Origin of the sequence: Sulfitobacter sp. R86518, from assembly GCF_042466275.1 — a bacterium.
Lineage (GTDB): Bacteria > Pseudomonadota > Alphaproteobacteria > Rhodobacterales > Rhodobacteraceae > Sulfitobacter > Sulfitobacter pontiacus.
On sequence record NZ_JAXHCA010000006.1, the window covers coordinates 126,395 to 151,548 of the forward strand.

Sequence of the window (25,154 nt, forward strand, 5' to 3'; positions counted from 1 at the left end):
CCCCCGTTCTTTACCGCGCCACCGCTGTCAAAGGCTGAACCGAATGGATGAACAGATCGACGACGACACGCTGACGGATGCCACCGAGCGGGCCGCGCCCAAGCACGACAGCCGCCGCGAGATCATCGAGGCGGCGGCACAGTGCTTTATGCTCAAGGGGCTCGATAAGGCGACGATGGACGATATCGCCGATGTTCTGGGCGCGACCAAGGGGCGGGTGTACCATCATTTCCGGTCCAAGAACGCGATCTACTTCGCGGTGTACCGACAGGCGATGCAATATTGTTTTGACGCGATTACCCCGCTGATATCATTGGATACTTCCAACATCAGCAAGCTTGAATTGATGGCCCATGCCCATGCGCGTGTGATGATGGATACGCTGCCCTATCAGCGCAGTATCCGCTTGGGCGTAGAGGTCTATTTGCGCGGCTCCACCACAGAGGCAGAGCGCGGCGTTCTGCGCGAGCTGATTACCCTGCGCAACGACTATGAAAACCTCTACCGCGACGTGCTGCGCGCGGGTGTGGCGCAGGGGGAGTTGGACGTGCCGAACATCGAAATCGCCAGCCGTGCGTTGATGGGTGCATTGAACGGGCTGGTTGATTGGTACCGTATCCGTCCCGATCAATCCGAGGGGGAGCGCGACGCGCTGGCCCGTGCTTTGGCGCTTGCCGTGGTGCATGGCACCACGGCATAATCCGTTTTCTTAGGCCGGTTTGGCCGCCGCATCCGCGCGCCGCTCTTTTGCGAGATAGGTGTGGTACAGCGCGGGCACACCGATCAGCGTCAGAACCGACGCAAAGCCCAAGCCGCCCATAATCGTCACTGCCATCGCAGCAAAGAACGAATCGGCCAGCAGCGGCACCATCCCCAGGATCGTCGTGACCGCCGCCAGAACCACAGGGCGCAAACGGCTGACACTGGCGGTGACAATGGCGTCATGCTGGTTCAGGCCGTTTTCTTTCTGCACGTCGATCTCTTCGACCAGAACAATGGCGTTCTTGATCAACATCCCCGACAGCGACAGCAGCCCCAGCAGCGCGGTAAAGCTGAACGCCAACCCCGAGAACAACAGCCCCAGTGCCGCCCCGTTGATCGCCATGGGCACGATGGTCCAGATCACCGCTGTCTGGCGCAGTTTGCCGAACAGCAGGATGGTGATCAGCAACATGGTCCCGAAGCTCAGCGGCATCTGTTTGCCTAGCGAAGCCTGCGCGTCGCCTGCGCTCTCGAACTCGCCACCCCATTCAAGGGTATAGCCGACCGGCAGCTCGATCTCCTCGATCAGCGGGCGGATCCGCGGGAAGACGGTGGGCGGGGTGACGCCTTCGATGACATTGGCCTGTACCGTGATCGTCTGCAGGCGGTTGCGCCGCTCGATCACCGCGTTTTCGGCGGTGACCTTGAACCCGTCGATCACCTGGCTCAGCGGCAGGTAGTCCCCAAGCGCGGCGGAATAGACGATCTGGTCGGGCAGCTGCCCATTGCTCGCGGATTCCGCACGCGGCACCCGCACGATGATGTCGATCAGCCGGTCCCGTTCGCGGTAGGTGCCCGCGGTGATCCCGTTGGTCGACAGGGCAATCGCATCCGCCACATCGCTGCGCCCGATGCCCACGGCCTGCGCACGGTCCTCGGCATAGACAGGGCGGGTCACAAGCACTTTCTCGCGCCAATCGACATGTTCGGTATGCAGCAGCGGGGTCGCGTCACGCAGGATATCCTCTGCCTGATCGGCCAGATCGCGCAGTACTTCCGGGTCAGGCCCTGAAAAACGCGCCTCGATATCCGACCCGCCACCGGGGCCGAAAATGATCCGCTTGGTCTGCACCTCTGCCCAAGGCAGCGCGTTGATCGCGAACTGGTCAAGGTCTTCACGCAGGGCGGGGATCGCATCGGCCGAGGTGGCGCGCACCACCAGCTGCCCGATCGAAGGGTCGCTATCCCCGGGCGTGTAGGTCAGGACATAGCGTGTCAGGCCGGCACCGATGGTGGTGGTCACAGTGTCCACGTCATCGCGCGCGAGCAGCCAATCCTCGATTACCGCAAGATCACGAGAGGTCGACTGGATAGAGCTGCCTTGCTCCGCCTTGTATTCAAAGTAGAAGAGCGGCGTGTTGGACGCAGGGAAGAACTGCTGTTTGACCTGACCAAAGATCATCACACAGGCTACCGTGGTGCCGATCAGTCCGGCAAACACCAGCCAGCGGAACCGCAACACCAGCAGGACAAGGTTGCCATAGGCGCGGAAAATCGGGCCGTTATAGCCGCTGTCGTCATCCGCCAGCCCGCCGATCTTCAGCATATAGTGCCCCAGCAAAGGCGTCACAGTGACCGCCACGATCCACGACATCAACAAAGAGATCGCGATCACCGCAAAAAGCGAGAACATGAATTCGCCCGTGGCGTCAGGCGACAGGCCGATCCCGGCAAAGGCCATGATCCCGATAACCGTGGCGCCCAGCAGGGGGATCTGCGTATTCTGCGCCGCCGTATCCGCCGCGGCGACCGAGGGCCGCCCCTTGCGCATTTCCTGCTGCATGCCTTCGGCGATGACGATGGCGTTATCCACCAGCATCCCCATGGCGATGATCAAGGCACCAAGGCTGATCCGTTCGACCTTAACCCCGAACAGATACATGAAAAAGAACGTGGCCAGCACGGTCAGCAAAAGCGATACGCCGACAACAACCGAGGCGCGGACCCCCATGAACAGCGCAAGCACCCCGATCACCACGCCCACGGACATGGCAAGCGACAAAAGGAAGCTGTTGTTGGCTTCGTCCACGACGCGGTGTTGTTCGTAGATCGGGGTGATCTCTACCCCGACGGGAAGGAAGGTTTGCAAGGTCTCAAGCTGCGCTTCGACGCGTTTGCCGACCTCGACGATATTTTCCGACAGTAGACCCGAAACGCCAAGGGTGAACACCTCTTGCCCGTCTTGGCGCAAAAGGTGGTCGGGCGCGTCCACACGGCCCCGCGACACGGAGGCCACGTCCAGCAGGTTCAACACCTCGCCCTGAAAGCCGAAGGTCAAGGCGCTGATTTCATTGACACTATCATCGCCCGAGGGGCCGTCGATCCGCAGGTTGGTATCGCCGGTCTCGACAAAGCCGGTGGGGTTGATCGCTGTGGATTCACTGATCGCGCCGATGATCACGCTGGGATCGATGCCAAGCTGTGACATCTTTTGCGACGACGGTTCGACAAAAATCGCCTCTTCCGGCAGCCCGTCGATATCGACATTGGCAACGCCGTCGACCGTCAGCAGGTCACGTCGGATGAAAGTCGCGATCTCCCAGATCTCAGAATCCGAAAAGCCGGGGGCGGAGACGGCATATAGGATACCGAAAACATCCCCAAAATCGTCGTTCACCTGCGACGGATAGGCCCCCGAGGGCAGTGAGCCGGCGGCGTCAGACACACGGTCGCGCAGATCGTCCCAGACCTGTGGCAGCTCGGTCCCGTCGTATTCGTCCTGCATCTCGACTTCGATGACCGACAGACCGTGGGTGTTGCGCGAGGTGACTGTCTTGACCTCGTCCATCTGCTGGATTTCGGCCTCTAGCACTTCAGAGATTTCGGTTGCCACCTCTGCTGCGCTGGCACCCGGATAGGCGGTGGCGACGATGGCGGATTTCAGGGTGAAGGTCGGGTCTTCCAGCTTGCCGACCGACAGGTAGCCAAACACACCACCAAACAGGGCAAAGAGGATGAAAATCCACGTATACAGCGGATTTTCAATGGAGAAACGTGCAATTTTCATAGTTTACTCGATGCTCAACCCGTTGAAGGGGCGCACGGTGTCGCCCTCGCGCAGCAGCTGTGTGCCAGCGCCGACAACCAGGGTGCCCGGCTCAAGCCCCGTGGCGATGATATCTGTGCCGGTATTCGAGGACACATCGACGTTGACCCAGCTGACCTGACCCTGTTCGCCGGTCTCGTCGGGGGTATAGACCATGACCCGCGCCTGATCGTCCGCCATAATCACGGCAGAGGGGGGCAGGGTCGTTGCAGTGTCGTCACCGGCCGCGATCCGCGCGGTGACGCTCATCGATGCGCCGGGGATCAGTTTCGGTGTGACCCGATCAGAGGGGAGCGCCAGGGTCACACGGTAGCTTTGCCCGATGCTTTGGGTCTCGGCGTTGAATTCGCGCATTTCTAGCGGGACGCCACCGGCAAACAGCGGCGAGGTGCCGGTAAATTCAATGCCTGCGGCGTTAGAGTACATCTGGAACATCTGCTCGGGGACGTCGATCTCGACGCGCACTTCCGACATATCATGCAGGCGCACGATGGCCTGTCCGGGGGCGACATTAGCATAATTCGGCGTCAGACGCGACGCGACCAAGGCGCGAAAGGGGGCGATTAACGTGGCGTGGTCCAGCGCCTCGCGGGCCTCGCTCAAGGCGATCCGCGCCAGATCGCGGGCGGTTTCAGTATCCTGCGCCTGTGCTGTGGACACGGCATTGCTTTTGGCTAGGGTTTGCGAGCGTTCGAAATCCCGTTCGGCTTGGGTCAGCTGCACCTCGGCACGCTGCACCGCGCGTTCAAACGGCACCGGGTCCAGCGCCGCAATCTGCACGCCTTCCTGCAGGAACTGCCCTTCTTGTGCGTCGAACATCACCATGCGGCCGCCGACTTCAAACGACAGGTCCACTGTTTCCAGCGCTGCGATCTTGCCGAAGAAGACCCGCTGCACCTGTGACGCGGCACCGCCGGCCTCTATCAATTTGACCGACCTGATCGGCGCAGGCGTGCCCGAAGGGGTCAGGTCATCCGCGTCCTGCGCAACAAGAGGCGTCGCGAGGGTGGCGCATAAAAGAACGGAAATCAGCTGCTTCATATCAAAGGCCTTTCGAGTACTGAGCGGTACTTACGCCCAGTGACGTACAGTTCAACCCCCCTTGGTACGGTTCAGTACTTTTATTTCACCCATACACGCCCTAGTTCTGCATTATGAATGAAAACGCATCAAAATCGCGAATACTGTCGACAGCGCGCACCCTGTTCTTCGTCAATGGCTTTGAAAAAGTCACGACGGACCTTTTGGCGCGCGAGGCTTCTGTGTCCAAGGCGACGATCTACCGCCATTTCGACAATATGTCGGACATCCTGCAAAATGTGCTCGAGGCCGAGGCAGAGGTTTTTCGCGCCGAGGTGCTCGGAGATATCTCCGGCCATCCCGATTTGCGCACCGCGCTGATCTCGTTCGGGCGAAAATTCTTAAGCTTTCTAGGGGAGCAGGATTTAGTCGAATTTACCTGTCTGATCCACGAGGTCGCCCGCGACTACCCGCAAATCGGTCGCACCTTCTATACCGCCGCCTTAGAGGCAGTATGCGCCGCCGTCTGCGGCCTGCTGGTGCAAGGGCAGGAAGACGGCGACCTGCGCGACGGTTTCGACCCGCGTGATGTGGCTGAAGACCTTATTTCATTGCTCAAGGGCTTTGGCATGGTCCGCGCGCAACTGGGTCTGACCACGCGTCCCTACAAGGATATCGACCAGCATGTCACCCGTGCGGTGGATACCATCCTGGTCGCTTATCGCGCGTCAGGCGGGGTCGGGTCGGCGTAATTTGCCACATGCATGATCGCGGCCTGCGTATTGTCGCCGCTGATGGCAAGCTTGGGGCCCATGGGCAGCGCGCTCATCCCTAGGCGGTTCATCCAGCGTTGGAAAACGGCAGGCACGATCCCGATCACATGGGTCGCCCCTTGTTCAGTCGCGGCACGCGCCATGCCACGGATCAGCTTGGTCTGGATCGCCAGCCGCCGGTGCGCGGGCTCGTTCTTGGACAGGAACAGACGCGTCGCTTCCCAAACATGGGGCATTACGGGCGCTTCTTCGTACAGCACATATTCAGGGATATCGGGCAACATCCCGCGCTGCGCGTCCTTTAGCATATAGGTGTAGCATCCGCATTGTGCTGTGGTCGGCAACAACCGCACCCCCGCCAGCACCCGGCCGTATTCATGGATCACAACAGACCGGCTTTGGGGGGTGTCGTACTGATCGAACTCCATCCCTTCGGTATGAGGCAGATCCCATTCCTTTTGGTCGATAAAAACCGACTTTCGCGCCTTTAAAAAGTCAGAATACAGTTGGCCATACCGATACTGGTTGCCGATATGCACCACTGTTTCTTCCAGCCGTGTCGCGTATGAAGGGACATCACTTTCAACGGGTCGCGTCTGAAGAGCGGCCTGAAACGAAGGCTCCAACTGGATCGTCTCTGCGCGATGGTGCGACTGTGCGTTCTGGATACCCATTGTTCTCTGCCTAAAGCTCCGCTCAAATAACGAAAAAGTTAACAAAATGCATACAGCCACGGTTCTGCCATGATCGCAACAAATTTTCCACCAATAGTTGCGGTGTATCGTAGTGAAATATCAGTAGATTCGCTTGGCGCACAATTCCGCGCCAAGCTGACAGAGGAAGCGCCACATGGAAGCAATTGACAATGTTAATTTGCCTCAGGCCCGCCCGGTTCTAAGCCGGCTGCGGGATTATGCGCTTGTGGGCAGCCGTGCGTTTGGCCAGCGGGCGATCATCTATACCGCAGCTATCGGTCTGGCGGGCTATTACTACGAACTTAACGTCGCGCTGTTTTTCTTTTTCGCCATCGCCTTGTGCGAAATTTATGACATCGTCGTGCTGCGCTCTATCCTGCGCAACACCCGGTCCAAGACCCTCAAGATCCGCAAGTCGCTGTTTCACATCTACATGACCACGGCGCTAAGTGCGACGACGATTGCGATGTTCTGCATTGCGATCGCGATCCAGCAGGGTGTGGGGAATAGTCACTTTCTGCCGCTTTTCCTGTTGATTTCCGCCTCTATTTTCGCGGCGATGAACAACCACCAATTTTTGTATGTGCTGGGGTTTCGGCTGGCGATCTACATCGCGGCGATCCTCTATATCCCGATCCGCGATGTGGTGGTTGCACGCCCCTCGCTCAACTCTGAAATCTGGCTGAACCTCTTTACCGTGCTTTTTGTGCTGGGTTTTGTCTTCGAACTCGCCCGGACTTTTATCAAGGGCTACTCTGCCTTGATGAAAAACCGGATCGCTTTGCAGATCGAAAACAAGAATGCCCTCGCGGCAAGCGAGGCCAAGACCCGCTTCCTGTCCACCGTCAGCCACGAATTGCGCACACCGCTCACGTCAATCCGCGGTGCGCTCGATCTGATCAACGCCGGGTCAGCGGGGGAGGTGTCGGACAAGATGACACGGCTGCTTGATATCGCGACGCGCAACTCGAACCGTCTGGGGGATCTGGTCGGGGATCTGCTGCTTTTGCAATCCGCGGATGTGGGGAAATTCTCGCTTGATCTGGGTAATGTGGATCTGGCCGAGGTCGTGAACACGGCCGCCCATTCGTTCCAGCCCTATGCCAGCCGCTTTGGCGTGGCCGTCAAAATTGACGTGACGGCGGAAGCCCCCATCGTGCGCGGGGACAAGAAACGGCTCGATCAGGTGATCGTGAACCTGCTGTCCAATGCCGCCAAATTCTCGGAAGCGGGGGGCACCATTCGTGTGGGCCTCACGCGGGAGGACGAGAACCTCGTGATTTCGGTCGCGGATCAGGGCATCGGTATTCCGGAAGGCAGCGAAAGCGTCATCTTCGAGGAATTCGGCCAGATCGATTCAAGCGATCAGCGCAAGTTCCAGGGCACGGGCCTTGGCTTGTCGATCTCGAAACGTATCGTGGATGCCCACGGCGGCAGCATCGCCTATAAAAGCAAGCTTGGCGTGGGCACCACCTTCTGTGTTGTGCTTGAGGCGGCGGATGCGGCCAAGGCACCTAAACCCGAAAGCTACTCCACCGCCGCCTGATCTACCGGCACGGCCCGCAACATCAGCGGGCCATCGGGCCGCATGGTAAAGGTCAGGTTCGGTGGCGCGACAGGGTGGTCCGCCAGTTCAAAAGACGCCCGCCGCAGCGCCGAGGCCAGCAGCACCATAATCTCTGTCTCGGCATATTGCGCCCCGATGCAGATGCGCGGCCCGTCCCCAAAGGGAATATACTGTCCGCGCGGGTATTTCCGGTCCAGAAACCGGTCATGCTGGTACAGCGCCGCATTGTCCCACAGCAGCTCGTTCCGGTGCAGCGCATAGACCGGGAACATGATCACGTCGCCTTTTTTGAACGTCACATCCTTGATCGTCACCTCATCCGTCGCATCACGGGCGAACAAGGCACCTGCGGGGTACATCCGCAAAGTCTCGCGCACATGGGCGTGCAGTTTGGGCATCTTGGGGAGATCGTGAAAGCCGATGGGCCCGTCCCCGCAGGCGTCCATCACCTCGGCGCGCAGATCGGTCTGTACCTCGGGGTGCATCGCTAGCAGATACAGCCCCCAAGCGATTGTATTGGCCGAGGTTTCATAGCCCGCCGCGACAAAGGTCAGCAGGTTATCGACAGTCGTTTCGACATCTTCCTTATCCGTCTCAAGCGCCTCGATCAGCAGGTCGAGGAAATCGACCGCCTCTGCATGGCGCTGCGCGCGGCGGTTGGCGATCACGTCATGAGTCAACTGCCGCAGATCACGGATCGCTTTCTTGCTGCGCAGCCATTTCAGACGAGGCACCCACTTCGGCAGCCCCATCAGATCGAACAGCGACATATAGCTGATATAGTCGGTGAACCGTCGCATCCCCTGACGCACATCCTGCTTGGACACGGCCTCGTTCCCCGAGAACATCACCCGCGAGATATTGGTAAGCGTCGCCTCTTGCGCCGCATCCGACACGTCTACCTCGCCGTCCGTGCGCGCAAAGAAATCCGCCAGCTCGTCGCCGGTCTGGGCAAAGTGTCGGGTCAGCACGGGCAGGTTGCGCGCGGCAAAAAGCGGGGCATAGCGGTGCCGTTGCGCGCGCCACTTTTCGCCCTCTGACAGGATCATGCCGTTGCCGACCACGGGGCCGATGACGTTATGTGTAAACTCCGCCTTGGGAAAGCGGCGCCCGACACCGGCCAGCAGTTCGGTCACCATATCGGGGTCACAGACATAGTGGATCTTGGCGGGCCCTTTCAGATAGCTTTGCGTGCGCGTTGCATCGGGGATCACCGAAAAAATGTTCTTCCCCGCTTTTTTGGCAAAGTCGATCAGCCCGACATCGGCCTTGGCCAGATCCGCCTCGACAGGGATCGGGTGCGCCGATGCCGCCCCATCGGGCGCAGGCATATTCTGTGTATTCATTGTCGTCTCCTTGCCGGCCCACGGGTGGCGTTTATCACACCGGTGTTTCTAGCAGGGAAACAATGATTAATTCTATCTAAAGTTACGCACCAGCGCGAAACGTCAGGTCGCAGGCGTCACGACGGAGTGTTTGCGTAAATGTGCGGCAGCATCGGCGCGGGTCATCTTGCCTTGGGCCAGTTCCACCATCATATCGGCGTGTTCCTGATCCACAGCGCCCTGCAGCTCGTATCCATTCTGGTCAAGAAAATCGCTGGCGACAAAGAAGGCCGTGCGCTTGTTGCCATCGACAAAAGCGTGGTTGCGCGCGATGGCTTCGGCATAGCAGGCGGCCAGTTCAAAAAGCGATGTTTCGCCAAAGGCATATAGGTTCATCGGGCGGGCCAGTGCGGATTCCAGTAGGTCACCATCGCGCAACCCGCGCGCGCCGCCCGCCAGTTCCTGAACGCAATCATGCATGTATTCAACGAGTTCTCGGGTAACCCAGCGGGGCTCCGTCATCGTTTGGCAAGTTCCAGTATCGTGCTGCGATGCCGTTCAAGCCCGCGCGCCACGCGGTCTTTATCCTGCGCGGTCACCCCTTCGGTCAGGGCTGTCAGGCGACGGTATTCATCCGCTGACAACAGCACCAGACGGTCGCGTTGATGGCTGGTGATGATGACAGGCTCGCTCATCGCCGCATCGCTGAAGGCGCCGATGTTGTTTTTGAATTCGGTGGCGGTGACACGTGTCATGGGGGCTCTCCTGTAGCGTCACCGCACAATATAGGCAAAATGGACATTTTGTCCATATGGGCCGCGACAACAGCGTCGGCTGGGCCGTTAAGGCAAAACCAGTTCTTCCCCGTTCTGCCAGCTTTGCGCCAGCGCCTTTGCCTCGCCCTTTTGCTGGGGTGCCAACTGCTGGCCCATCTGCATCAACCGTTCTTCGGGCGCGTCCAGTTCGCCGTCGCTGTCATAGGCCATCGCGGTATCCTGTAACGCCCATGCGGTCACGGGGTCCGGTGTGACGCTGATCCCTTCGGCATAGAAATGCGCGAGCTTGGCAAGGGATCGGGGCTCTCCTCGTTCGGCGGCGGCACGGTACCAGCGCGCGGCCTCTGCCGGATCGGCGGGGCGGCCCTGACCGTTTTCATACAGCAACCCTACGTTCAGATAGGCAACGGGTTCACCGTATTCCGCAGCTTGCTGATACCAGACCATCGCCTCGTCAAAGTCCTGCTGCACACCGCGTCCAAGCGCATAGTGCTTACCCATACTGACCTGCGCAGCGGGGACGCCATTGCGCGCTGCCTCATAGTACCATCCGACGGCTTTCTCGTCATCCTGCGAGGTGCCAAGCCCCTCGGCATAGAGGTTGCCCAGATTGATCTGCGCGGGGGCATAGCCCTGTTCTGCCGCGAGCCGATACCATTCAAGCGCTTGGCCGTGGTCCTGCTTTACCCCGACCCCGTGGTTGGCCATCCACCCCAGCGAATATTGCGCGTCGGCCAGACCCTGCTCCGCCGAGGCACGCAAAAGCTGCTGCGCTTCTTCGGGGACCGCATCGCCGCCGCGACCTTCCAGCAACAGGATGCCCAAGCGGTACTGGCCCATGGCATAGCCTTGCTCTGCAGCTTTGCGATACCAAGCGCGGGCCTCTGTATCGCTTTGCGCTGTGCCTTCGCCCAGTTCATGCATGTTGCCCAGACTGAACTGCGCCTTGTCGAACCCTTGCGCCGCAGCGCGGGTGAAATAGTCGAACGCGGTTTTCGCATCGGGGGCGACACCCTGTCCAAAGCGGTAGGACACGCCCAGAGAATTCAACCCACAGGGGTTGTTCTGTTCGGCAGACTTCTTGGCCCATGCGACTGAATCATCAAAGCTTTGTGGCACACCATCGCCGCCATGGTAGTACAGGCGGCCGACCTGACATTGCGCCTCGGCGTCGCCCTGTTCGGCCAGCGGCAGCAGCAGTTCCAGCGCGTGGGTGTAATCGCCTTGCTCGAAGGCGGCCATGCCGTCCTGCACGGTCTGGGCCTGTGCGGCCATGGGCATCACCGCGGCCAGCACGGTACGGCCAAACCAGCTTCGTTTTGTTTTATCTGCCATCGAAAGGGTCCTTCTTGTCGGGTCGGCAGCCTGCTGCCTTTTCGCGTTTTCGTAACGCGTATCCCCTATCGATGCACGCCGCGACCCCGGCAAATCTCGGCGGAAAATTGCGTGTTTTTGCTGTGGCTTAGGCCGCCGTGCCCCGACCGGCAAAGTCCCGCGCGCGTGCGCGGGGGTGATCGGCAAAAAGGATACCCATGGGTAACTTCAGGCAGGCGCTGCACCCACCCGACGCGACGCGCGCTGCGAGACGAAGGCGCAGACCAGAAGCTGCGAGATATGGTAGATCATCAGCGGCAAAACGATGGCACCGACCAGGTCGGGCGCAAACAGCGCCGTGGCAATGGGCAACCCGCTGGCAAGGCTTTTGGTTGACCCGCAGTAGAACAGCACCGCGCGATCCGCGTCGGGCATCCCCGCAGCCTTGCCAAGGGCGATCATCGACCACATGCCCACGGCCAGAAACAGCCAGACCACGGCGAACAGCAGCATCAGCGTGGTGACGGGGATCGCGGACCACAGCCCTGAGACTGTCCCCGCGCTGAAGGCGGAGTAGATGATCAGCATGATCGACCCGCGGTCCACGATCATGGTCAGCAGCTTGTGGCGTTGCACAAACCCGCCCACCAGCGGACGCATCACCTGCCCGACGATGAAGGGCAGCAGGATCTGCACCCCGATTTTGCCGATGGCATCCAGACTGACGCCGCCGTCGCCCTGATGCAGCAGCAAGGTCACCAGCACCGGCGTCAAAATGACCCCGATGAGGTTAGAGACAGAGGCTGCACAGATTGCTGCAGGCACATTGCCCCCCGCAATCGAGGTGAAAGCAATCGATGATTGCACGGTCGAGGGCAGTACCGACAAAAACAGCAGCCCCATGGTCACCGTAGCCCCAAGGATCGGGCTACACAGCGTCGCCAGCACCACGCCAATCAGCGGAAACAGCACATATGTCGCGCCAAAGGTCATTCCCTGCAGGCGCCAATTTGTGATGCCAGCCTTGACCGCGCTCGGGTCCAGCTTGGCCCCATACAGAAAGAACAGCAGCGAGACGGCCCAGAAGGTCACGCCGCGCAGGCCTTCGGCGGCGATACCTGAGGCAGGCAGCACAATGCCCGCGATCACGGTGGCCAGCAGCAAGATCATGTAGGCGTCGATGCCGATGCGTTTGATATAGTTCATGGGAATGCCTGCATTTTCGCAAGATCGATATAGGGGCGCTGCCGGCCCGTAAAGGGCGAGCGGGGGCGTGACCCTCCGCTCGCCCATGTGGCGCGGGATCAGAAGCCTGCGGCTTGCCCGTCTTTGCGCGGATCAGATCCCGCCGCGTAACCGCCTGCCTCGTTGCGTTGCACCAGTTGCGCGCCGCCGAAGCCAAAGGCGTTGTCCGGTGCCTCGATCTGGATCGCATGGCCAAGCGTCTTGAGTCCGTCGAGCAGATCGGCAGGCATGGTCGGTTCACAGGCGACGGCCAACCCTTCGATCGCGCGCCAGCGAGGGGCATCGGCGGCGGTCTGGGGGTCTTGGTCCCACAGCTGTGTGCGCAGCAAGAGCTGCATGTGGCCCTGTGCCTGAATCGGCCCGCCCATCATGCCAAAGGCCATCAGCGGCGCCCCGTTCTTCATGGCGAAGCCCGGAATGATCGTGTGGAAGGGGCGTTTGCCCGGCGCGACCTGATTGGGGTGGCCGTCCTGCGTCGTGAAGCCAAAGCCGCGGTTCTGCATCGACACACCCGTGCCCGGCACCACCACGCCAGAGCCGAAGCCCGCGTAGTTCGACTGGATAAAGCTGACCATCATGCCCGAGGCATCGCCAACGTTCAGCAGCACGGTGCCGCCCTGTTTCGGGGCCCCTGCGCCAAAGTCCTGCGCCTTGTTGGCATCAATCAATGCGGCACGGGATTTAAGGTAATCGGGGTCAAGCAGGGCAGCTTCGTCCACGTCGGTCATGTGATCGCGGTCGGCGACATAGGCGTGCAGGTCGGCATAGGCGAGCTTGATCGCTTCGATCTGCAAATGCACGGCGGCCAGATCGTCGGGGCCGTGGTCGCGGATGTCGGTGTGCTGCAACATGCCAAGTGCCATCAGCGCGGCGATGCCCTGACCGTTTGGTGGGATCTCGTGCAATTCCACGTCGTCAAAGCTTTGGCTGATGGTGCCGCACCAGTCGTTGTGATGCGCGGCCAGATCGTCGGCTGTCATCGCGCCGCCATTGGCCTTTGCAAAAGCGGCGATCTCTTGCGCGATCTCGCCTTCGTAAAAGGCGCGGCCCTTGGTTTCAGCGATGGCGCGCAGGGTGCGCGCGGCACCGGGATTGCGGAAGCGTTCGCCGGGTTTGGGCGCGCGCCCCTCGGGCATGAAGGTTTCGGCAAAGCCGGGCTGGTCCTTGAGCACCGCGGCCCCTTTGGCCCACGCCGTGCCCACGACAGGCGACACGATAAAGCCGTCTTCGGCATAGCGGATCGCGGGGGCCAGCACGGTCGACAGGCCGAGGCTGCCGAATTTTTCAGACAGTTCGACCCAGGCGCTGACGGCACCGGGGACGGTCACGGCGTCCCAGCCATGTTCGGGGATGCCGTCCTTGAAATACTCGGGCGTCCAAGCGGCCGGCGCGCGGCCAGAGGCGTTGAGCCCGTGCAGTTGCTTGCCGTCCCACAGGATGCAGAAAGCGTCAGAGCCAAGGCCGCAGCCCGTGGGTTCAACGATGGTCAGCACAGCGGCCGTGGCGATGGCCGCATCCACAGCGTTGCCGCCTTGTTGCAGGATGGACAGACCGGCTTGGGTCGCCAGCGGTTGCGAGGTCGCGACGACATTCTCGGCCAGGATGGGCGAGCGGCGCGAAGGGTAGACGGGATCATGACGTAGGCGCATGGGATGGCCTTTCTGTAGATGTACGGTTTTTGAGGTGACTGCGGATAGCCCAGACAATGGACACGAAAGCCGCAATCAGGAAAATCAGGCTGATGGGGCGGGTGAAGAACAGCGTCGGGTCTTCGTCCGTCATCAGCGCGCGCCGCAGGTTGGTTTCGGCGATCGGGCCCAGAATGACCCCCAGCACCAAAGGTGCCAGCGCATAGCCAAGGGCGCGCAGCGTATAACCGGTGATGCCGATAAAGATCAGCAGGTAAAGGTCGGTCACGCGGTTGTTCAGGGCAAAGGTGCCCACGACGCAGCAGGTCATCACAACCGGCACGATCAGCCATTTAGGCACTTCGGTCACCCGCAGGAACAGGCGCATGGAAAAGATCGACACGATCAGCATCATGAAGGACGCCACAACCATCGCGATGAACATGCCATAGACAAGGTCACCGTGATCCATGATCAGCCGTGGCCCGACCGAGATACCATGCACCATCAGCGACGCCATGAGGATCGCATCAACAGCCGATCCGGGGATGCCCAGACCGATAAGCGGGATCAGCCCGCCGCCCGCGGTGGCGGAGTTGCCTGCCTCGGAGGCGACGATGCCGTCGGGTTCACCGGTGCCGAATTTGTCACTGTTCTTGGACCCGCGCTTGGCCTGGTCGTAGGCGACGAGGTTGGCGATGGACCCGCCCGCACCGGGCAGGGCGCCGATCAGCACCCCCACGATGGACGACCGCAGCAGGTTGACCGGACGCATCAACACTTCTTTCATCACGGTCCATGTCTGGAAGTCGATGGCCCCTGTGACCAGCGCATTGCCCGACCGCACGCTGTCGGCATTCTCTACCTCTGACACAAGCTGCGAGATGGCGAAGATCCCGATCAGCACGACCAGAAACGGCAGGCCGGCCTGCAGCATCTCTATACCGAAATCAAAGCGCGGGCGGCCCATGATCGGGTCTGTCCCCACGGTAGAGATTGCAAGCCCGATCAGCCCCGCCAGAATGCCGCGCATGGCAGAGGTGCCGACAAGGCTGGCGACGATCGTGAGGGCAAAGACGATGAGCGAGAAATACTCCCACGGGCCAAGGCGCACGGCGAAAAGCGCAAGCGGAGGCGCGGCGAAGATCAGCACGATGGTCGAGATGACGGTGCCAAAGAAGGACGCCCAGACCCCGATGGACAGCGCGCGCCCCGGTTCGCCGTTGCGCGCCATGGGGAAGGCGTCAAAGGTGGTGGCGACCGACGAGGGTGTGCCGGGGATGCCCAGCAATGCCGCCGAGATCAGCCCGCCGGTATAGCCCCCCACATAGACCGAGAGCATCACGGCGATGCCTTGCAGTGGCTCCATCGTGAAGGTCAGCGGCAGGGTCAGCACAATCGCCATCGTGACGGTGAAACCGGGGATCGCCGCCGCAACGATGCCCGCGACGGACCCCGCCAGCATATAGGCCAGCGTCGCCAGCGTGAAAATCTGCGCGGCCCCTGTCATGAAATCAGTCATTCAAAGCACTCCACGCGGCAGGAAGACGGTGAACACTTCGGCAAAAAGCCAGTTCAGCCCGAAGGAAAACACCACAGCCACCACAGCAGCGAGGGCGATTGACTTGGGCGTGCGTGGCATCAGGATCACCTGAAGCACGAAAAGGAAGATCAGGCTGGCGATGGAAAACCCCAGCACCGGAATGACCAGCAGATAGGCTGTGAGCGCGCCAAGGCAGACAAACACCAGATAGCAGCGTTTGGCCCATGCCACGGCCTGCGCGGCGAAATCACCGTAAGCGCGACGTGGGATTTGGCGCAGCGCGTCGATGATCGCGATGGCCGATACGATCGCCATTGCGCCAAAGATGATCTTGGGGAAAGCCCCCGCGCCGAGCTTTTCAAAGCGCGAGGTGGCAATGCCGCTGGCCGAGACGAACAAAGCGATCGAGGCCAGCAGGAGGAAGACATAGCTCAGGAGGCGGGCAACCAAGCCCGCCTCCTGTGCCTTCATGGGGTCGTGCCCGTTCATGGGGCCAGAACCGACGACAGCGATTTTACTGTCTCGTCCAGTTTGCCCAGATAGGCGCGGTAGTCTTCCTGACCGCGGAACCCGACATCGGCACCCGCGTTGTTGGTCTGCTCGATATAGGTTGGGTCTTGTGCCATTTCTTTCAGCGCGGCTTCCAGTGTGTCGCGGACCTCTTGTGGGGCACCTTTGGGCATGACGATGCCGCGGGTCACGTTCAGCTCAAGATCCTGACCCAGCTCTTTGAAGGTCGGCACATCGGGGGCGGCGTCCACCCGGTCGGTCGCGCCGACGGCAAGGAAGGTCAGATCGCCGTTATCGACGAATTGCTTGGAGGAGCTTATGTCGCCAATCGCCACATCAAGGTTGCCGCCAACCAGCGCGCGCACGCGTTCGCCCGTGCCCTCATAGCCGACGTATTTGAATTCAAGCCCGAAGGCCTGTTCGATCATCGCGGCGTGCAGGTGCGGGACGCCGGCCAATGTGACGCCCATGGAAATCTCGCCGGGATGTGCCTTGGCGTAGGTCACGAATTCCTCGAAGTTGCTGTAGTTGTCGGATTTGCCCGCCACCAGATACTGGGGCGATGCGGTCATCAGCGCGATCGGGTCAAAGTCATCCCATGCAAGATCGGTGATGCCGGTTTCGGTGGCAACCAGCAGACCTTCGTGGACCTGGCTGATGGTATAGCCATCCGCGGCGCGGCGCGATGCCTCGCGCAGGCCCACAGTGCCGCCGACGCCGGGCATGTTGATCACGGGCATCTCAGCGCCGAGGAAGGGCTGAACATTATTGGCCACAAGACGCATCAGCGTGTCAGAGCCGCCACCGGGCGACCAGGGCACGATGAACTCTACCGCGCGCTCGGGGTAGGTGTCGGCTGTGGCGGGGGCTGCAATCAGGCTGGCAGCGGTGAAAAGGGCGGCAAGGCCCGAACGAAACGTCATAGGAGGACTCCCTGTGAGAGAAGCAGCGGTTTATCCGCCGCAGGTTTGGTGTCACTTTCGTGATTAACACAAGAATAACCATATCAAAGCGCGTATTTCTTGCCATTACATTTAGCATATCTTATCTTGAGGCATGGATACACGTCAGCTAGAGACTTTATTGGCCATTAGCCAGCACGGCGGCTTCGCCGCGGCGGCGCAGGCCGTGAACCTGACCGCCTCTGCCGTCAGCCAGCAGATCGCGGCGCTTGAGGCAGAGATCGGCACGCAGTTGTTCGACCGCACCCGCCGCCCGCCCGCCCTGACCACCAAGGGCGCAGAGATGGTCCGCTCCGCCCAGTCGATCCTGCAGATCGTGTCGGACACAAAAGCCTCCGTCGCGGGGGAGCAAATGCGCGGCACCGTGGCGCTCGGGTCGTTGCGGACCGGGGCGAATTCACTGATGCCGCAGGCGCTTGCGACGCTGCGCGCCAGCTTTCCGTATCTGAACTTTCGGCTGCGCGTCGGCGTGTCTGAGGAACTGATGAGCGAGGTCGTCTCGGGCCAGCTGGATGCGGCGGTTGTGGCGGATCACGTGGCAGTGCCCAGCAGTCTGCGCTGGACCCCTGTGCTGACCGAACCGCTGATCGTCCTCACACCGCCTGGCACCGGGACGATCACGCTGGATGACCTGATCCGCGACGTGCCCTATATCCGCTATCGCACGCAGGTGCCGCTGGCGCGCCAAATCGATACCGAAATCGCCCGCCTTGGCGCCGCGCCGCGCCAGATCGTGTCGGTGAATACGATGCCTGCCGTGGTGGGCTGTGTGCGGGCGGGTCTGGGCTTTGCCATTATCCCGCAGATCGCGCTGCACGATGCTGAAACCGCCTCGCTCGACTGGTTCCCTTTCGGGGCACCGCCGATCCATCGCCGTCTGGGGCTGGTGCAGCGGGTCACCTCGCGCCGCGCCGAGGTGCTGGCGGCTTTGGTCACCGCGCTGATCCAGCAGGGGCTCACGGCAGAGGTCTATGACTAGGCCCGCGCGCGCCAGCCCTTACGCCAGATCGCAAGGCCGATCACCGTGCCGTAGACCACCATCGCGCCGCCGATGGCGATGAAGATGCCGCGCAGGCCCAAGCCGCCGGTCTGCATCAGGATCAACGCGCCGATCAGCGCCACTGCCATCCGGCTGAGGCTGCTGACCACCGGCCAGACCATATGCCCCGCCCCCTGCGACGCGAAATATAGCGCGAGCCCGAGGGCGAAGAAGGCGTAGAACGGTGCCACGAGGCGGAAATAGCTGCGCCCTGCGTCCAGCGCGCCGGTGTTGGATGGGTCAAGGAACATGCCAAGCCAAAGGTCGGGAAACACTGCCAGCAGCAGCCCGATACCGCCGACGATCGCCGCCGCCGCGCAAGATCCGGTCCAGGCCACGCGCAGGGCGCGGTCCACCTGACCGGCACCCATATTCGCCCCGACCATCGCCGTCATCGCGGCACCAATGCCAAAGATCACGGGGATCATCAGAAATTCGAGCCGTGCGCCAAGCCCGTAACCGGCCAGCGCCGCTTCGCCGAACCGGCCGACCAGCCCTGTCATCATGATGATGGTGATCGTGGTCAGCAGGGTATTCACCGCCGCCAGCGCCCCGACGCTGAGGATATCGCGGAACATGCCGATGTCGATCCGGCCCAAGGCACCGCCAAAGCTCAGCCCCGTGCGCCCGGTCAGGATATGCGCCATCGCCAGCACAGCCCCGATCGCAAAGGCGAGCACGACGCCGATGGGCAGTCCCGCCATGCCAAGTGCGGGCAGGGGGCCCCACCCCAGGGCGAAGCCGCCCGACAAGGGGATCGAGATGACGGACACCAGCAGCAAGAGCACGGCAGGGGTCTGCATGTCGCCCGTGCCACGGATAATGCTAAGCGACGCATTGCACAGCCAGATCGCCATGCAGCCGGGAAAGAAGACCAGCGCATAGGTCGCGGCGGCAGAAACCGCATCGGCACCGCCCCCCAGCAGGGTGAAAAACGCCACGCCAAACAGCCCGACCAGAACGGCCATGATCACGGCAAAGGCTCCCGCGATCATCCACGCGACCAGCGCCAATGTGGCCGCTCGCGCGCTGTCTTGCGCGCCAAGAGCGCGCGCCACCGCGGCCGAGATCGCGCCGCCGATAGCCCCCGCCGACAGCATTTGCGTCAACATGACCAGCGGGAACACCAGCGCCAGACCGGCCAGCGCTGTCACCCCAAGGAGGCTCGCGAAATACGCCTCGGATATGCTTTGCACGGTTTGCACGAACATCGCCAAGACATTGGGTGCGGCAAGCTTGGCCAGCGTCGGCGCGATTGGTGCCTCAAGCAGGGCACGGGTCCGGGTGGCGCGGGCCTGCGTTGCGGCGGCCGAAAGGGCGGGGGCAGCGTTCGGGGTGACGCGGGCCATCAGCTGGCCTTGCCGAGCTGCGATGTGGCGACCTGATGTGGCATGGTTTCCCCCCCGTTCGAATGCTTGGATTGGCGAGTTTTCGCCTCTCGGTTCCTTTTTGGAATGCATTACGGGTAAGTTCTCTTTCGGAACCTGTCAATGCCTGCTAGGATCAAGGCATGAAATGGAACGAGCTACAGAATGAATCCTGCCCCGTGGCGCGGGGGCTGTCCGTGGTGGGCGACCGCTGGACCATGCTGGTCCTGCGCGATTGTTTTCTGGGCATTCGCCGGTTCGAGAAGATGCAGGACCGTCTGGGGATCACGCGGCATGTGCTGGCGGACCGGTTGCGCAAGCTGGAGGGGGCCGGCGTACTGCGCCGCGAGGCCTATCAGGAGCGTCCCGTGCGCCACGAATACCGGCTGACCGAACGGGGCAAGGCGCTGTATCCGATGCTGGTGTCGCTGATCGACTGGGCCAACGCCCATGTCCCCATTGAAGGCAGCCCGTCTGTCACGTTGGTCTCGCGCAGTGCGGGCACGCCGATCGCGCCCATGCTGGTGGACCGTGTCACCGGAGAGGAGATTACCCACCGCAGTGTCAGCGCTATCTCGAACGCCAGTGCCAAAAAAGCATAGCGGCTTTCCGCCGCCCACCGGGTAAAAAACTTCGAAACCTTCCAGCGCAGGACCGATTGACAGGAAGGGGCAGGTGCATCAACTGTCTCTCATGGTTTTTGAGCGCACCATATCTTTCTGGCTGAACGCAGTGGCATGTCTTGCCTTTGCTGCGGCGCTGGTGCTGTTTCCGCCGTCCGCGTCCCACGCGGCGTCGGGGATGCATGACGGGCATTATGCCGCGGTCATGGATGAAGCGGCTGATGTAAACGTGCAAGACGCCCTGCATGATCATAGCACTGTGGATCGTGCCGCTGTCGACAATCACAGTGAAAAAGCCCCTTCAAGCGCGCCTGACGACAGTGCAGGTAATTGCTGCTACGGGATGTGCCTGTCCATCGTGTTGATGGACCACGCGCATCCGCAAGACGATGCCGTTGTTGCGGGCACCTACAAGATCGGTCATGCGCAGGCGCGTTCGCTTGAGGCGAAAGGCTTTCTGCGTCCTCCTCAATCCTGATCTGATTTAGACCCGCTTTGGGGTCTTTGCGCCGCGCCAGCATTCCTGCGCGCGATCCCTAGAAGATCAATCAGGTACATCACATGAAAATCCATTTCGTTTTGGGGGCTTGCACCCTGACCCTTGGCGCCTGCACGCAGGATGTCAGACCCTTGCCCTATACGCCGACACCGCTGCCTGTCGTAGCCACGCAAGAAGCCACGCTCAGCACGACCGTCGTCTCCCCCATCAGCCACCCGAACCCGCTGGCCGGCTATACCTATCGTGGGCCCACCGGTCCGCGTGACTGGCGCACCGTGAACCAAGAACAATCGGAGGGGAACTGATGCACGTCCGTAAACTGCCGCTGATCATCGGCTTTCCCCTTGTGCTTGCGGCCTGCGCCACGGCGATCCCGAGCGCTTATACCGACCCCAAAGCCGGCTTTGCCAATGTCGCCAGCCAGATCACGCCCGCGCTTGGTAAACGCACCGTCTTTGCCGAGACCCAAGCCGAAAACGAAGCGGTGAAACGCGAAGTGCGCGCGATGGTGCAGGGCAAGACAATCTCGGCCGATACGGCGGTTCAGGTTGCCTTGCTCAACAACAAGGGGCTCCAGGCGTCCTATGCGAATGTCGGCTTGTCCGCTGCCGAAGCTTGGCAGCAATCGACGCCGGAAAACCCGATCGTGTCCATCGGCGTGCTGGGGATCGGGGCACCCGAATTGGGGGCCTACCGTGCGATCGAAGGGTTGATCCGCGCCAATCTTCTGGATGCCACCACGCGTAAACAACGCCGCGCAATCGCTGACGCGAGCTTTCGTCAAGCGCAGCTGACGGCGGTGAACGATACGCTGACATTGGCCAACCAAACTCGTCAGGCCTGGGTCAATGCCGTGTCCGCCTTTGAGGTGGTGGGGTATTTGAAACGCGCCAAGGCGACCTCGGACGCCGGATCGGAGCTGGCCCGCAAGCTGGGGGAAACCGGCGCGCTCAATAAAGCCGCCCAAGCCCGCGAGCAGGCGTTCAACGCGGAGCTGGCCGGACAGCTTGCCAAGGCACGGCTGGATGCGACCACTGCGAAGGAAGAGCTGACGCGCCTCATGGGGCTTTGGGGGGCTGACGTGAACTATTACGTGCCTGATGCCTTGCCGGGGCTGCCGCGGTCCGTGGGCGGCGTTGCCAATGTCGAAGCCAAGGCGCTGCGCAACCGTGTCGACCTGCGCGTCGCAAAGCTGGGCCTTGAAGCGCAGGCAAAAGCCTTCGGCCTGACGGACCAGACGCGCATCGTCAGCGATCTTGAGATCGTCGCAGGGGCCGAGCTTGAGCGTGAAGCCGAGGGAGGCGATATCGAGAAAGAGATCACGCCTCAGGTAGAGCTGGAGTTCGCGATCCCGATCTATGACAGCGGCAAGGCGCGGATGCGCAAGGCAGAGCTGTCGTATCTGCAGGCGGCGAATGTGCTGGCGGAACGAGCGGTCAATGTACGCTCCGAAGCGCGGGGGGCCGAACGGGCCTACCATGCCTCTTACAAGATCGCGCGCCACTACCGCGATGTTCTTGTTCCGCTGCGCAAGACCGTCGAGAACGAAGCCCTGCTGTCTTACAACGGCATGATCACTAACACCTTCGAACTGCTGACCGATGTGCGTGAAAAGCTCGGTGCCGAGCTGGAAGCCGCGGATGCGAAGCGGGCGTTCTTTCTGGCGCAGGCGGATCTGACCGCGGCCATCTACGGCGGCGGTGCAGGCAGCGCCGGAGGGGGCTCCGAAGGCGCCACGTTGGCCGCTGGTGGCGGCGCAGGACACTGAAAGGAAACGATATGATGAACAGACGTCAACTACTCGGTGCCGGTGCGGCGGGGGCGACACTTGTGTCCTCTCAGGCGTGGGGCAAAACTCTGAACATGGGGCTGCCGGAAGCGGCGCATATGGACAGCGCCGCGACTGCGGTTACGGCGCGCCCCTCGACGGGGGTGGATTACACGCCCGTGGTCACGCTGAACGGCTGGACGCTGCCCTACCGCATGAACAACGGCGTCAAGGAATTCCACCTTGTCGCGGAGCCCGTAGAGCGCGAACTGGCCGATGGCATGATCGCGCATCTGTGGGGGTATAACGGCCAGTCCACCGGCCCCACGATCGAAGCGGTCGAAGGCGACCGTGTGCGGATTTATGTCACCAACAAACTGCCAGAAAACACATCCGTCCACTGGCACGGGCTGATCCTGCCCTCGGGCATGGATGGCGTGGTCGGGCTGAGCCATCCGGGGATCAAACCGGGCAAGACCTTTGTCTACGAGTTCGACCTGACCAAATCCGGCACCTTCATGTACCACCCCCATGCGGATGAGATGGTCCAGATGGCGATGGGGATGATGGGCATGTTTGTCGTCCACCCCAAAGACCCGACGTTCATGCCGGTGGACCGTGACTTCCTGATCATGCTCAACGCGTTCGACATTGACCCCGGTACCTATGTGCCGCGTGTCATGACGATGAACGACTTTAACCTATGGACATGGAACAGCCGGATTTTCCCCGATATTGACCCGCTGGTCGTGAACAAGGGCGACAGGGTACGGGTGCGCGTCGGCAACCTGACGATGACAAACCACCCGATCCACATGCACGGCTATGACTTCAAGGTCACCTGCACCGACGGGGGCTGGGTGCCGGAAAGCGCGCAATGGCCCGAGGTCAGCATCGACATTCCTGTCGGCGCGATGCGCGCCTATGAGTTCACGGCGGACCACCTGGGCGATTGGGCGATCCACTGCCACAAGTCGCACCACACGATGAATGCCATGGGCCACGACGTGCCGACCTTTATCGGTGTCGATAAATCCCAGCTTACCCCCAAGATACGCAGCTTCAAGCCGGGCTACATGCCGATGGGCACGGCGGGTATGGGGGACATGGGCAAGATGTCGATGGAACTGCCCGAAAACACGATCCCCATGATGAACGGCTGGGGTAAACACGGGCCAATCGAAATGGGCGGCATGTTCTCTGTCGTGAAGGTACGCGACGGCATCGCGCCGGACGACTATTCCGACCCCGGATGGTACGACAACCCCCCCGGCGAGGAAGCCTATGAGTGGACCGGAGAACTACCGGAATTCGCTACGAACAACAGCCCCAAAACCATCCTGACCCCGAAACCAACGCAAAAGGGATAACACCTTTTGCATCCACATAACACTTTGAAAACCATAAAGGAAAACACAATGGAAAACCTTCTGATGACCACCGCCTTCGCCATTGCTTTGACCGGCCCTGCCTTTGCGGCGGGTTCCCACTCTGGCGGGCATGATGATGACCACGCCGACAAGCATGCAGAAATGATGGCAGTGGGCAAACCCGGTACAGCGGCTGACGTCACCCGCACCATTGCCGTCACCATGCGCGAGACCGAAGACGGCGATATGATCTTTGAACCCGACAACTTTGCGTTCGAGCAGGGGGAAACCATCCGCTTTGAAGTCACCAACAAGGGCGAGCTTGAGCATGAGTTCGTTATCGATAACGCCGAAGGCAACGCCAAGCACAAGGAAATGATGGCGAAGATGGATATGGAACACGATGACCCCAATTCGGTCCGTCTTGAGGGCGGCCAGTCGGGCGAGGTGATCTGGACCTTTGCCAATGCTGGCTCGTTTGAATTCGCTTGCCTGATCCCCGGTCACTATGAATCCGGCATGTACGGCCCCATCGAAGTCAGCGCCAAAGCCGAAGCAGAAGCCGAAGCGGCAGAGGTCGTCTATACCAAGGGCACCGTCAAGAAAGTTGACACCAAAGGCGGGAAGGTCACCATCGATCACGGGCCGTTGGTTAACCTTGATATGCCCGCGATGACCATGGTGTTTCGCGCCGATGAAACCATGATCGGCAAGCTCTCTGCAGGTCAGAGCATCGAATTCGTCGCAGAGCCCGTCAAAGGCAAGCTGACCGTCGTCGAGTTGAAGTAACCCAAGCGCGGGCTCCGGTCATGCATCGGTGCCCGCCCCATAAGAGGCGAAGACATGAAAACATCGCGTGTATTGCTGTGGGTTGTGCCCTTTGCGCTGCTGACCGCAGCGGCGGGCGGGTGGTATTTGTCGCATCATGATCAACCCGAGACCAGCCCGACTGAGCTTGCGGAGGGTGCCTTGGCACCCGTGAAGATGCCGGCCAGTTTCACCGATCAGGAGCAGCTGGGAAAGCGCGCCTATGATGCGGTTTGCGCGGCGTGTCACGGGAGCAATGGTCAGGGGCAGGACGGCGTCGCACCGCCCTTGGTGCATGTGATCTACGAGCCCAGCCACCACGGCGACCGGGCGTTCCTTCTGGCCGCGCAAAACGGGGTACGGGGGCATCACTGGCCGTTCGGAGACATGCCTCCCGTTGAAGGGATCACGCAGGCCGATGTGATGGACATTGTGGCCTATATCCGCCGCCTTCAGCGCGAGAACGGGATCGGCTAAGCCGTAGGGCCAGCCCCCGGGGTACGTTACACCCCGGC

General features: G+C 61.3%; 24 protein-coding genes. 11 read left to right on the top strand and 13 right to left on the bottom strand.

The genetic code is table 11. The annotated features are described in order from the left end of the window. The first annotated feature begins 43 nt into the window (after positions 1 to 43). Positions 44 to 700, top strand: coding sequence for a TetR/AcrR family transcriptional regulator (locus SJY36_RS16655; protein ID WP_386176621.1), 657 nt, complete (start codon positions 44 to 46; stop codon positions 698 to 700). Positions 701 to 709: 9 nt separating this feature from the next. Here SJY36_RS16655 and SJY36_RS16660 read toward each other — a convergent pair whose 3' ends face one another. After that, positions 710 to 3,769 (bottom strand): efflux RND transporter permease subunit, encoded by a 3,060-nt coding sequence (locus SJY36_RS16660; RefSeq protein ID WP_386176622.1) that lies wholly within the window; start codon positions 3,767 to 3,769, stop codon positions 710 to 712. 3 nt (positions 3,770 to 3,772) lie between these two features. Beyond that, positions 3,773 to 4,849, bottom strand: coding sequence for an efflux RND transporter periplasmic adaptor subunit (locus SJY36_RS16665; RefSeq protein ID WP_386176623.1), 1,077 nt, complete (start codon positions 4,847 to 4,849; stop codon positions 3,773 to 3,775). 113 nt (positions 4,850 to 4,962) lie between these two features. Here SJY36_RS16665 and SJY36_RS16670 point away from each other — a divergent pair, with 113 nt between their 5' ends. Further along, the gene (locus SJY36_RS16670) at positions 4,963 to 5,580 is read left to right on the top strand and encodes a TetR/AcrR family transcriptional regulator (protein WP_386176624.1); all 618 of its coding nucleotides are present in this window, start codon (positions 4,963 to 4,965) and stop codon (positions 5,578 to 5,580) included. Here SJY36_RS16670 and SJY36_RS16675 read toward each other — a convergent pair. Then, positions 5,547 to 6,275, bottom strand: coding sequence for an acyl-homoserine-lactone synthase (locus SJY36_RS16675; protein ID WP_386176625.1), 729 nt, complete (start codon positions 6,273 to 6,275; stop codon positions 5,547 to 5,549). The two genes, SJY36_RS16670 and SJY36_RS16675, sit on opposite strands and share 34 nt — an antisense overlap. 175 nt (positions 6,276 to 6,450) lie before the next feature. Between SJY36_RS16675 and SJY36_RS16680 the strand changes: the two genes are divergently transcribed. Continuing rightward, complete coding sequence (locus SJY36_RS16680; RefSeq protein ID WP_386176626.1) at positions 6,451 to 7,842, top strand: sensor histidine kinase; 1,392 nt, start codon at positions 6,451 to 6,453, stop codon at positions 7,840 to 7,842. Here the strand turns inward: SJY36_RS16680 and SJY36_RS16685 are convergent. From SJY36_RS16685 to SJY36_RS16725, 9 genes are all read right to left on the bottom strand, one after another. Further along, positions 7,824 to 9,209: a cytochrome P450 gene (locus tag SJY36_RS16685; RefSeq protein ID WP_386176627.1), complete on the bottom strand. Its 1,386-nt coding sequence runs from the start codon at positions 9,207 to 9,209 to the stop codon at positions 7,824 to 7,826. The two genes, SJY36_RS16680 and SJY36_RS16685, sit on opposite strands and share 19 nt — an antisense overlap. A gap of 102 nt (positions 9,210 to 9,311) precedes the next feature. Then, positions 9,312 to 9,710, bottom strand: a complete 399-nt coding sequence (locus SJY36_RS16690; protein ID WP_386176628.1) for a type II toxin-antitoxin system death-on-curing family toxin — start codon at positions 9,708 to 9,710, stop codon at positions 9,312 to 9,314. Continuing rightward, positions 9,707 to 9,943, bottom strand: a complete 237-nt coding sequence (locus SJY36_RS16695) for a type II toxin-antitoxin system Phd/YefM family antitoxin (protein WP_005848692.1) — start codon at positions 9,941 to 9,943, stop codon at positions 9,707 to 9,709. The genes SJY36_RS16690 and SJY36_RS16695 overlap by 4 nt, the downstream gene beginning before the upstream one ends. An 87-nt stretch (positions 9,944 to 10,030) precedes the next feature. Next, entirely contained in the window at positions 10,031 to 11,299 is a 1,269-nt protein-coding gene (locus tag SJY36_RS16700) for a hypothetical protein (RefSeq protein WP_386176629.1), read from the bottom strand. A gap of 207 nt (positions 11,300 to 11,506) precedes the next feature. Beyond that, complete coding sequence (locus tag SJY36_RS16705) at positions 11,507 to 12,484, bottom strand: bile acid:sodium symporter family protein (protein WP_386176630.1); 978 nt, start codon at positions 12,482 to 12,484, stop codon at positions 11,507 to 11,509. A gap of 98 nt (positions 12,485 to 12,582) precedes the next feature. After that, the gene (locus SJY36_RS16710; RefSeq protein WP_386176631.1) at positions 12,583 to 14,172 is read right to left on the bottom strand and encodes a gamma-glutamyltransferase family protein; all 1,590 of its coding nucleotides are present in this window, start codon (positions 14,170 to 14,172) and stop codon (positions 12,583 to 12,585) included. After that, a complete protein-coding gene (locus SJY36_RS16715; RefSeq protein WP_386176632.1) occupies positions 14,156 to 15,673 on the bottom strand; it encodes a tripartite tricarboxylate transporter permease in 1,518 nt (505 codons plus the stop codon). Before SJY36_RS16715 ends, SJY36_RS16710 begins: the two co-directional genes overlap by 17 nt. Beyond that, the gene (locus SJY36_RS16720) at positions 15,674 to 16,165 is read right to left on the bottom strand and encodes a tripartite tricarboxylate transporter TctB family protein (protein ID WP_386176633.1); all 492 of its coding nucleotides are present in this window, start codon (positions 16,163 to 16,165) and stop codon (positions 15,674 to 15,676) included. Positions 16,166 to 16,179: 14 nt separating this feature from the next. Then, positions 16,180 to 17,127 carry a Bug family tripartite tricarboxylate transporter substrate binding protein gene (locus SJY36_RS16725; RefSeq protein ID WP_386176634.1) on the bottom strand — a complete coding sequence of 316 codons (948 nt, stop codon included), beginning with the start codon at positions 17,125 to 17,127 and terminating at the stop codon, positions 16,180 to 16,182. A gap of 133 nt (positions 17,128 to 17,260) precedes the next feature. On the opposite strand from SJY36_RS16725, the gene SJY36_RS16730 reads away from it, so the two are divergent. Continuing rightward, positions 17,261 to 18,145, top strand: coding sequence for a LysR family transcriptional regulator (locus SJY36_RS16730; RefSeq protein ID WP_005848677.1), 885 nt, complete (start codon positions 17,261 to 17,263; stop codon positions 18,143 to 18,145). On the opposite strand, the gene SJY36_RS16735 is transcribed toward SJY36_RS16730, so the two are convergent. Beyond that, complete coding sequence (locus SJY36_RS16735) at positions 18,142 to 19,554, bottom strand: MATE family efflux transporter (protein WP_386176635.1); 1,413 nt, start codon at positions 19,552 to 19,554, stop codon at positions 18,142 to 18,144. The genes SJY36_RS16730 and SJY36_RS16735 overlap by 4 nt on opposite strands. 161 nt (positions 19,555 to 19,715) lie before the next feature. On the opposite strand from SJY36_RS16735, the gene SJY36_RS16740 reads away from it, so the two are divergent. The 7 genes from SJY36_RS16740 (at position 19,716) to SJY36_RS16770 (ending at position 25,116) form a co-directional block, all read left to right on the top strand. Further along, complete coding sequence (locus tag SJY36_RS16740) at positions 19,716 to 20,174, top strand: winged helix-turn-helix transcriptional regulator (protein ID WP_386176636.1); 459 nt, start codon at positions 19,716 to 19,718, stop codon at positions 20,172 to 20,174. Between the two features lie 91 nt (positions 20,175 to 20,265). Then, positions 20,266 to 20,673, top strand: coding sequence for a hypothetical protein (locus SJY36_RS16745; protein WP_386176637.1), 408 nt, complete (start codon positions 20,266 to 20,268; stop codon positions 20,671 to 20,673). An 83-nt stretch (positions 20,674 to 20,756) separates the two neighbouring features. Next, on the top strand, positions 20,757 to 20,999 hold the full coding sequence (locus SJY36_RS16750; protein WP_386176638.1) for a hypothetical protein: 243 nt from the start codon (positions 20,757 to 20,759) through the stop codon (positions 20,997 to 20,999). Beyond that, complete coding sequence (locus SJY36_RS16755; RefSeq protein WP_386176639.1) at positions 20,999 to 22,462, top strand: TolC family protein; 1,464 nt, start codon at positions 20,999 to 21,001, stop codon at positions 22,460 to 22,462. The genes SJY36_RS16750 and SJY36_RS16755 overlap by 1 nt, the downstream gene beginning before the upstream one ends. 11 nt (positions 22,463 to 22,473) lie before the next feature. Continuing rightward, the gene (locus SJY36_RS16760; protein ID WP_386176640.1) at positions 22,474 to 23,832 is read left to right on the top strand and encodes a multicopper oxidase family protein; all 1,359 of its coding nucleotides are present in this window, start codon (positions 22,474 to 22,476) and stop codon (positions 23,830 to 23,832) included. A gap of 48 nt (positions 23,833 to 23,880) precedes the next feature. Next, positions 23,881 to 24,621 (top strand): copper-binding protein, encoded by a 741-nt coding sequence (locus SJY36_RS16765; protein WP_386176641.1) that lies wholly within the window; start codon positions 23,881 to 23,883, stop codon positions 24,619 to 24,621. 54 nt (positions 24,622 to 24,675) lie between these two features. After that, a complete protein-coding gene (locus SJY36_RS16770; protein WP_386176642.1) occupies positions 24,676 to 25,116 on the top strand; it encodes a c-type cytochrome in 441 nt (146 codons plus the stop codon). The last annotated feature ends 38 nt before the right edge of the window (positions 25,117 to 25,154 follow it).

Bases quoted from the DNA above. Each gene is read 5' to 3' on its own strand.
- SJY36_RS16655 (WP_386176621.1), top strand. From the start codon at position 44: ATGGATGAACAGATCGACGACGACACGCTGACGGATGCCACCGAGCGG.
- SJY36_RS16660 (WP_386176622.1), bottom strand. From the start codon at position 3,769: ATGAAAATTGCACGTTTCTCCATTGAAAATCCGCTGTATACGTGGATT.
- SJY36_RS16665 (WP_386176623.1), bottom strand. From the start codon at position 4,849: ATGAAGCAGCTGATTTCCGTTCTTTTATGCGCCACCCTCGCGACGCCT.
- SJY36_RS16670 (WP_386176624.1), top strand. From the start codon at position 4,963: ATGAATGAAAACGCATCAAAATCGCGAATACTGTCGACAGCGCGCACC.
- SJY36_RS16675 (WP_386176625.1), bottom strand. From the start codon at position 6,275: ATGGGTATCCAGAACGCACAGTCGCACCATCGCGCAGAGACGATCCAG.
- SJY36_RS16680 (WP_386176626.1), top strand. From the start codon at position 6,451: ATGGAAGCAATTGACAATGTTAATTTGCCTCAGGCCCGCCCGGTTCTA.
- SJY36_RS16685 (WP_386176627.1), bottom strand. From the start codon at position 9,209: ATGAATACACAGAATATGCCTGCGCCCGATGGGGCGGCATCGGCGCAC.
- SJY36_RS16690 (WP_386176628.1), bottom strand. From the start codon at position 9,710: ATGACGGAGCCCCGCTGGGTTACCCGAGAACTCGTTGAATACATGCAT.
- SJY36_RS16695 (WP_005848692.1), bottom strand. From the start codon at position 9,943: ATGACACGTGTCACCGCCACCGAATTCAAAAACAACATCGGCGCCTTC.
- SJY36_RS16700 (WP_386176629.1), bottom strand. From the start codon at position 11,299: ATGGCAGATAAAACAAAACGAAGCTGGTTTGGCCGTACCGTGCTGGCC.
- SJY36_RS16705 (WP_386176630.1), bottom strand. From the start codon at position 12,484: ATGAACTATATCAAACGCATCGGCATCGACGCCTACATGATCTTGCTG.
- SJY36_RS16710 (WP_386176631.1), bottom strand. From the start codon at position 14,172: ATGCGCCTACGTCATGATCCCGTCTACCCTTCGCGCCGCTCGCCCATC.
- SJY36_RS16715 (WP_386176632.1), bottom strand. From the start codon at position 15,673: ATGACTGATTTCATGACAGGGGCCGCGCAGATTTTCACGCTGGCGACG.
- SJY36_RS16720 (WP_386176633.1), bottom strand. From the start codon at position 16,165: ATGAAGGCACAGGAGGCGGGCTTGGTTGCCCGCCTCCTGAGCTATGTC.
- SJY36_RS16725 (WP_386176634.1), bottom strand. From the start codon at position 17,127: ATGACGTTTCGTTCGGGCCTTGCCGCCCTTTTCACCGCTGCCAGCCTG.
- SJY36_RS16730 (WP_005848677.1), top strand. From the start codon at position 17,261: ATGGATACACGTCAGCTAGAGACTTTATTGGCCATTAGCCAGCACGGC.
- SJY36_RS16735 (WP_386176635.1), bottom strand. From the start codon at position 19,554: ATGGCCCGCGTCACCCCGAACGCTGCCCCCGCCCTTTCGGCCGCCGCA.
- SJY36_RS16740 (WP_386176636.1), top strand. From the start codon at position 19,716: ATGAAATGGAACGAGCTACAGAATGAATCCTGCCCCGTGGCGCGGGGG.
- SJY36_RS16745 (WP_386176637.1), top strand. From the start codon at position 20,266: ATGGTTTTTGAGCGCACCATATCTTTCTGGCTGAACGCAGTGGCATGT.
- SJY36_RS16750 (WP_386176638.1), top strand. From the start codon at position 20,757: ATGAAAATCCATTTCGTTTTGGGGGCTTGCACCCTGACCCTTGGCGCC.
- SJY36_RS16755 (WP_386176639.1), top strand. From the start codon at position 20,999: ATGCACGTCCGTAAACTGCCGCTGATCATCGGCTTTCCCCTTGTGCTT.
- SJY36_RS16760 (WP_386176640.1), top strand. From the start codon at position 22,474: ATGATGAACAGACGTCAACTACTCGGTGCCGGTGCGGCGGGGGCGACA.
- SJY36_RS16765 (WP_386176641.1), top strand. From the start codon at position 23,881: ATGGAAAACCTTCTGATGACCACCGCCTTCGCCATTGCTTTGACCGGC.
- SJY36_RS16770 (WP_386176642.1), top strand. From the start codon at position 24,676: ATGAAAACATCGCGTGTATTGCTGTGGGTTGTGCCCTTTGCGCTGCTG.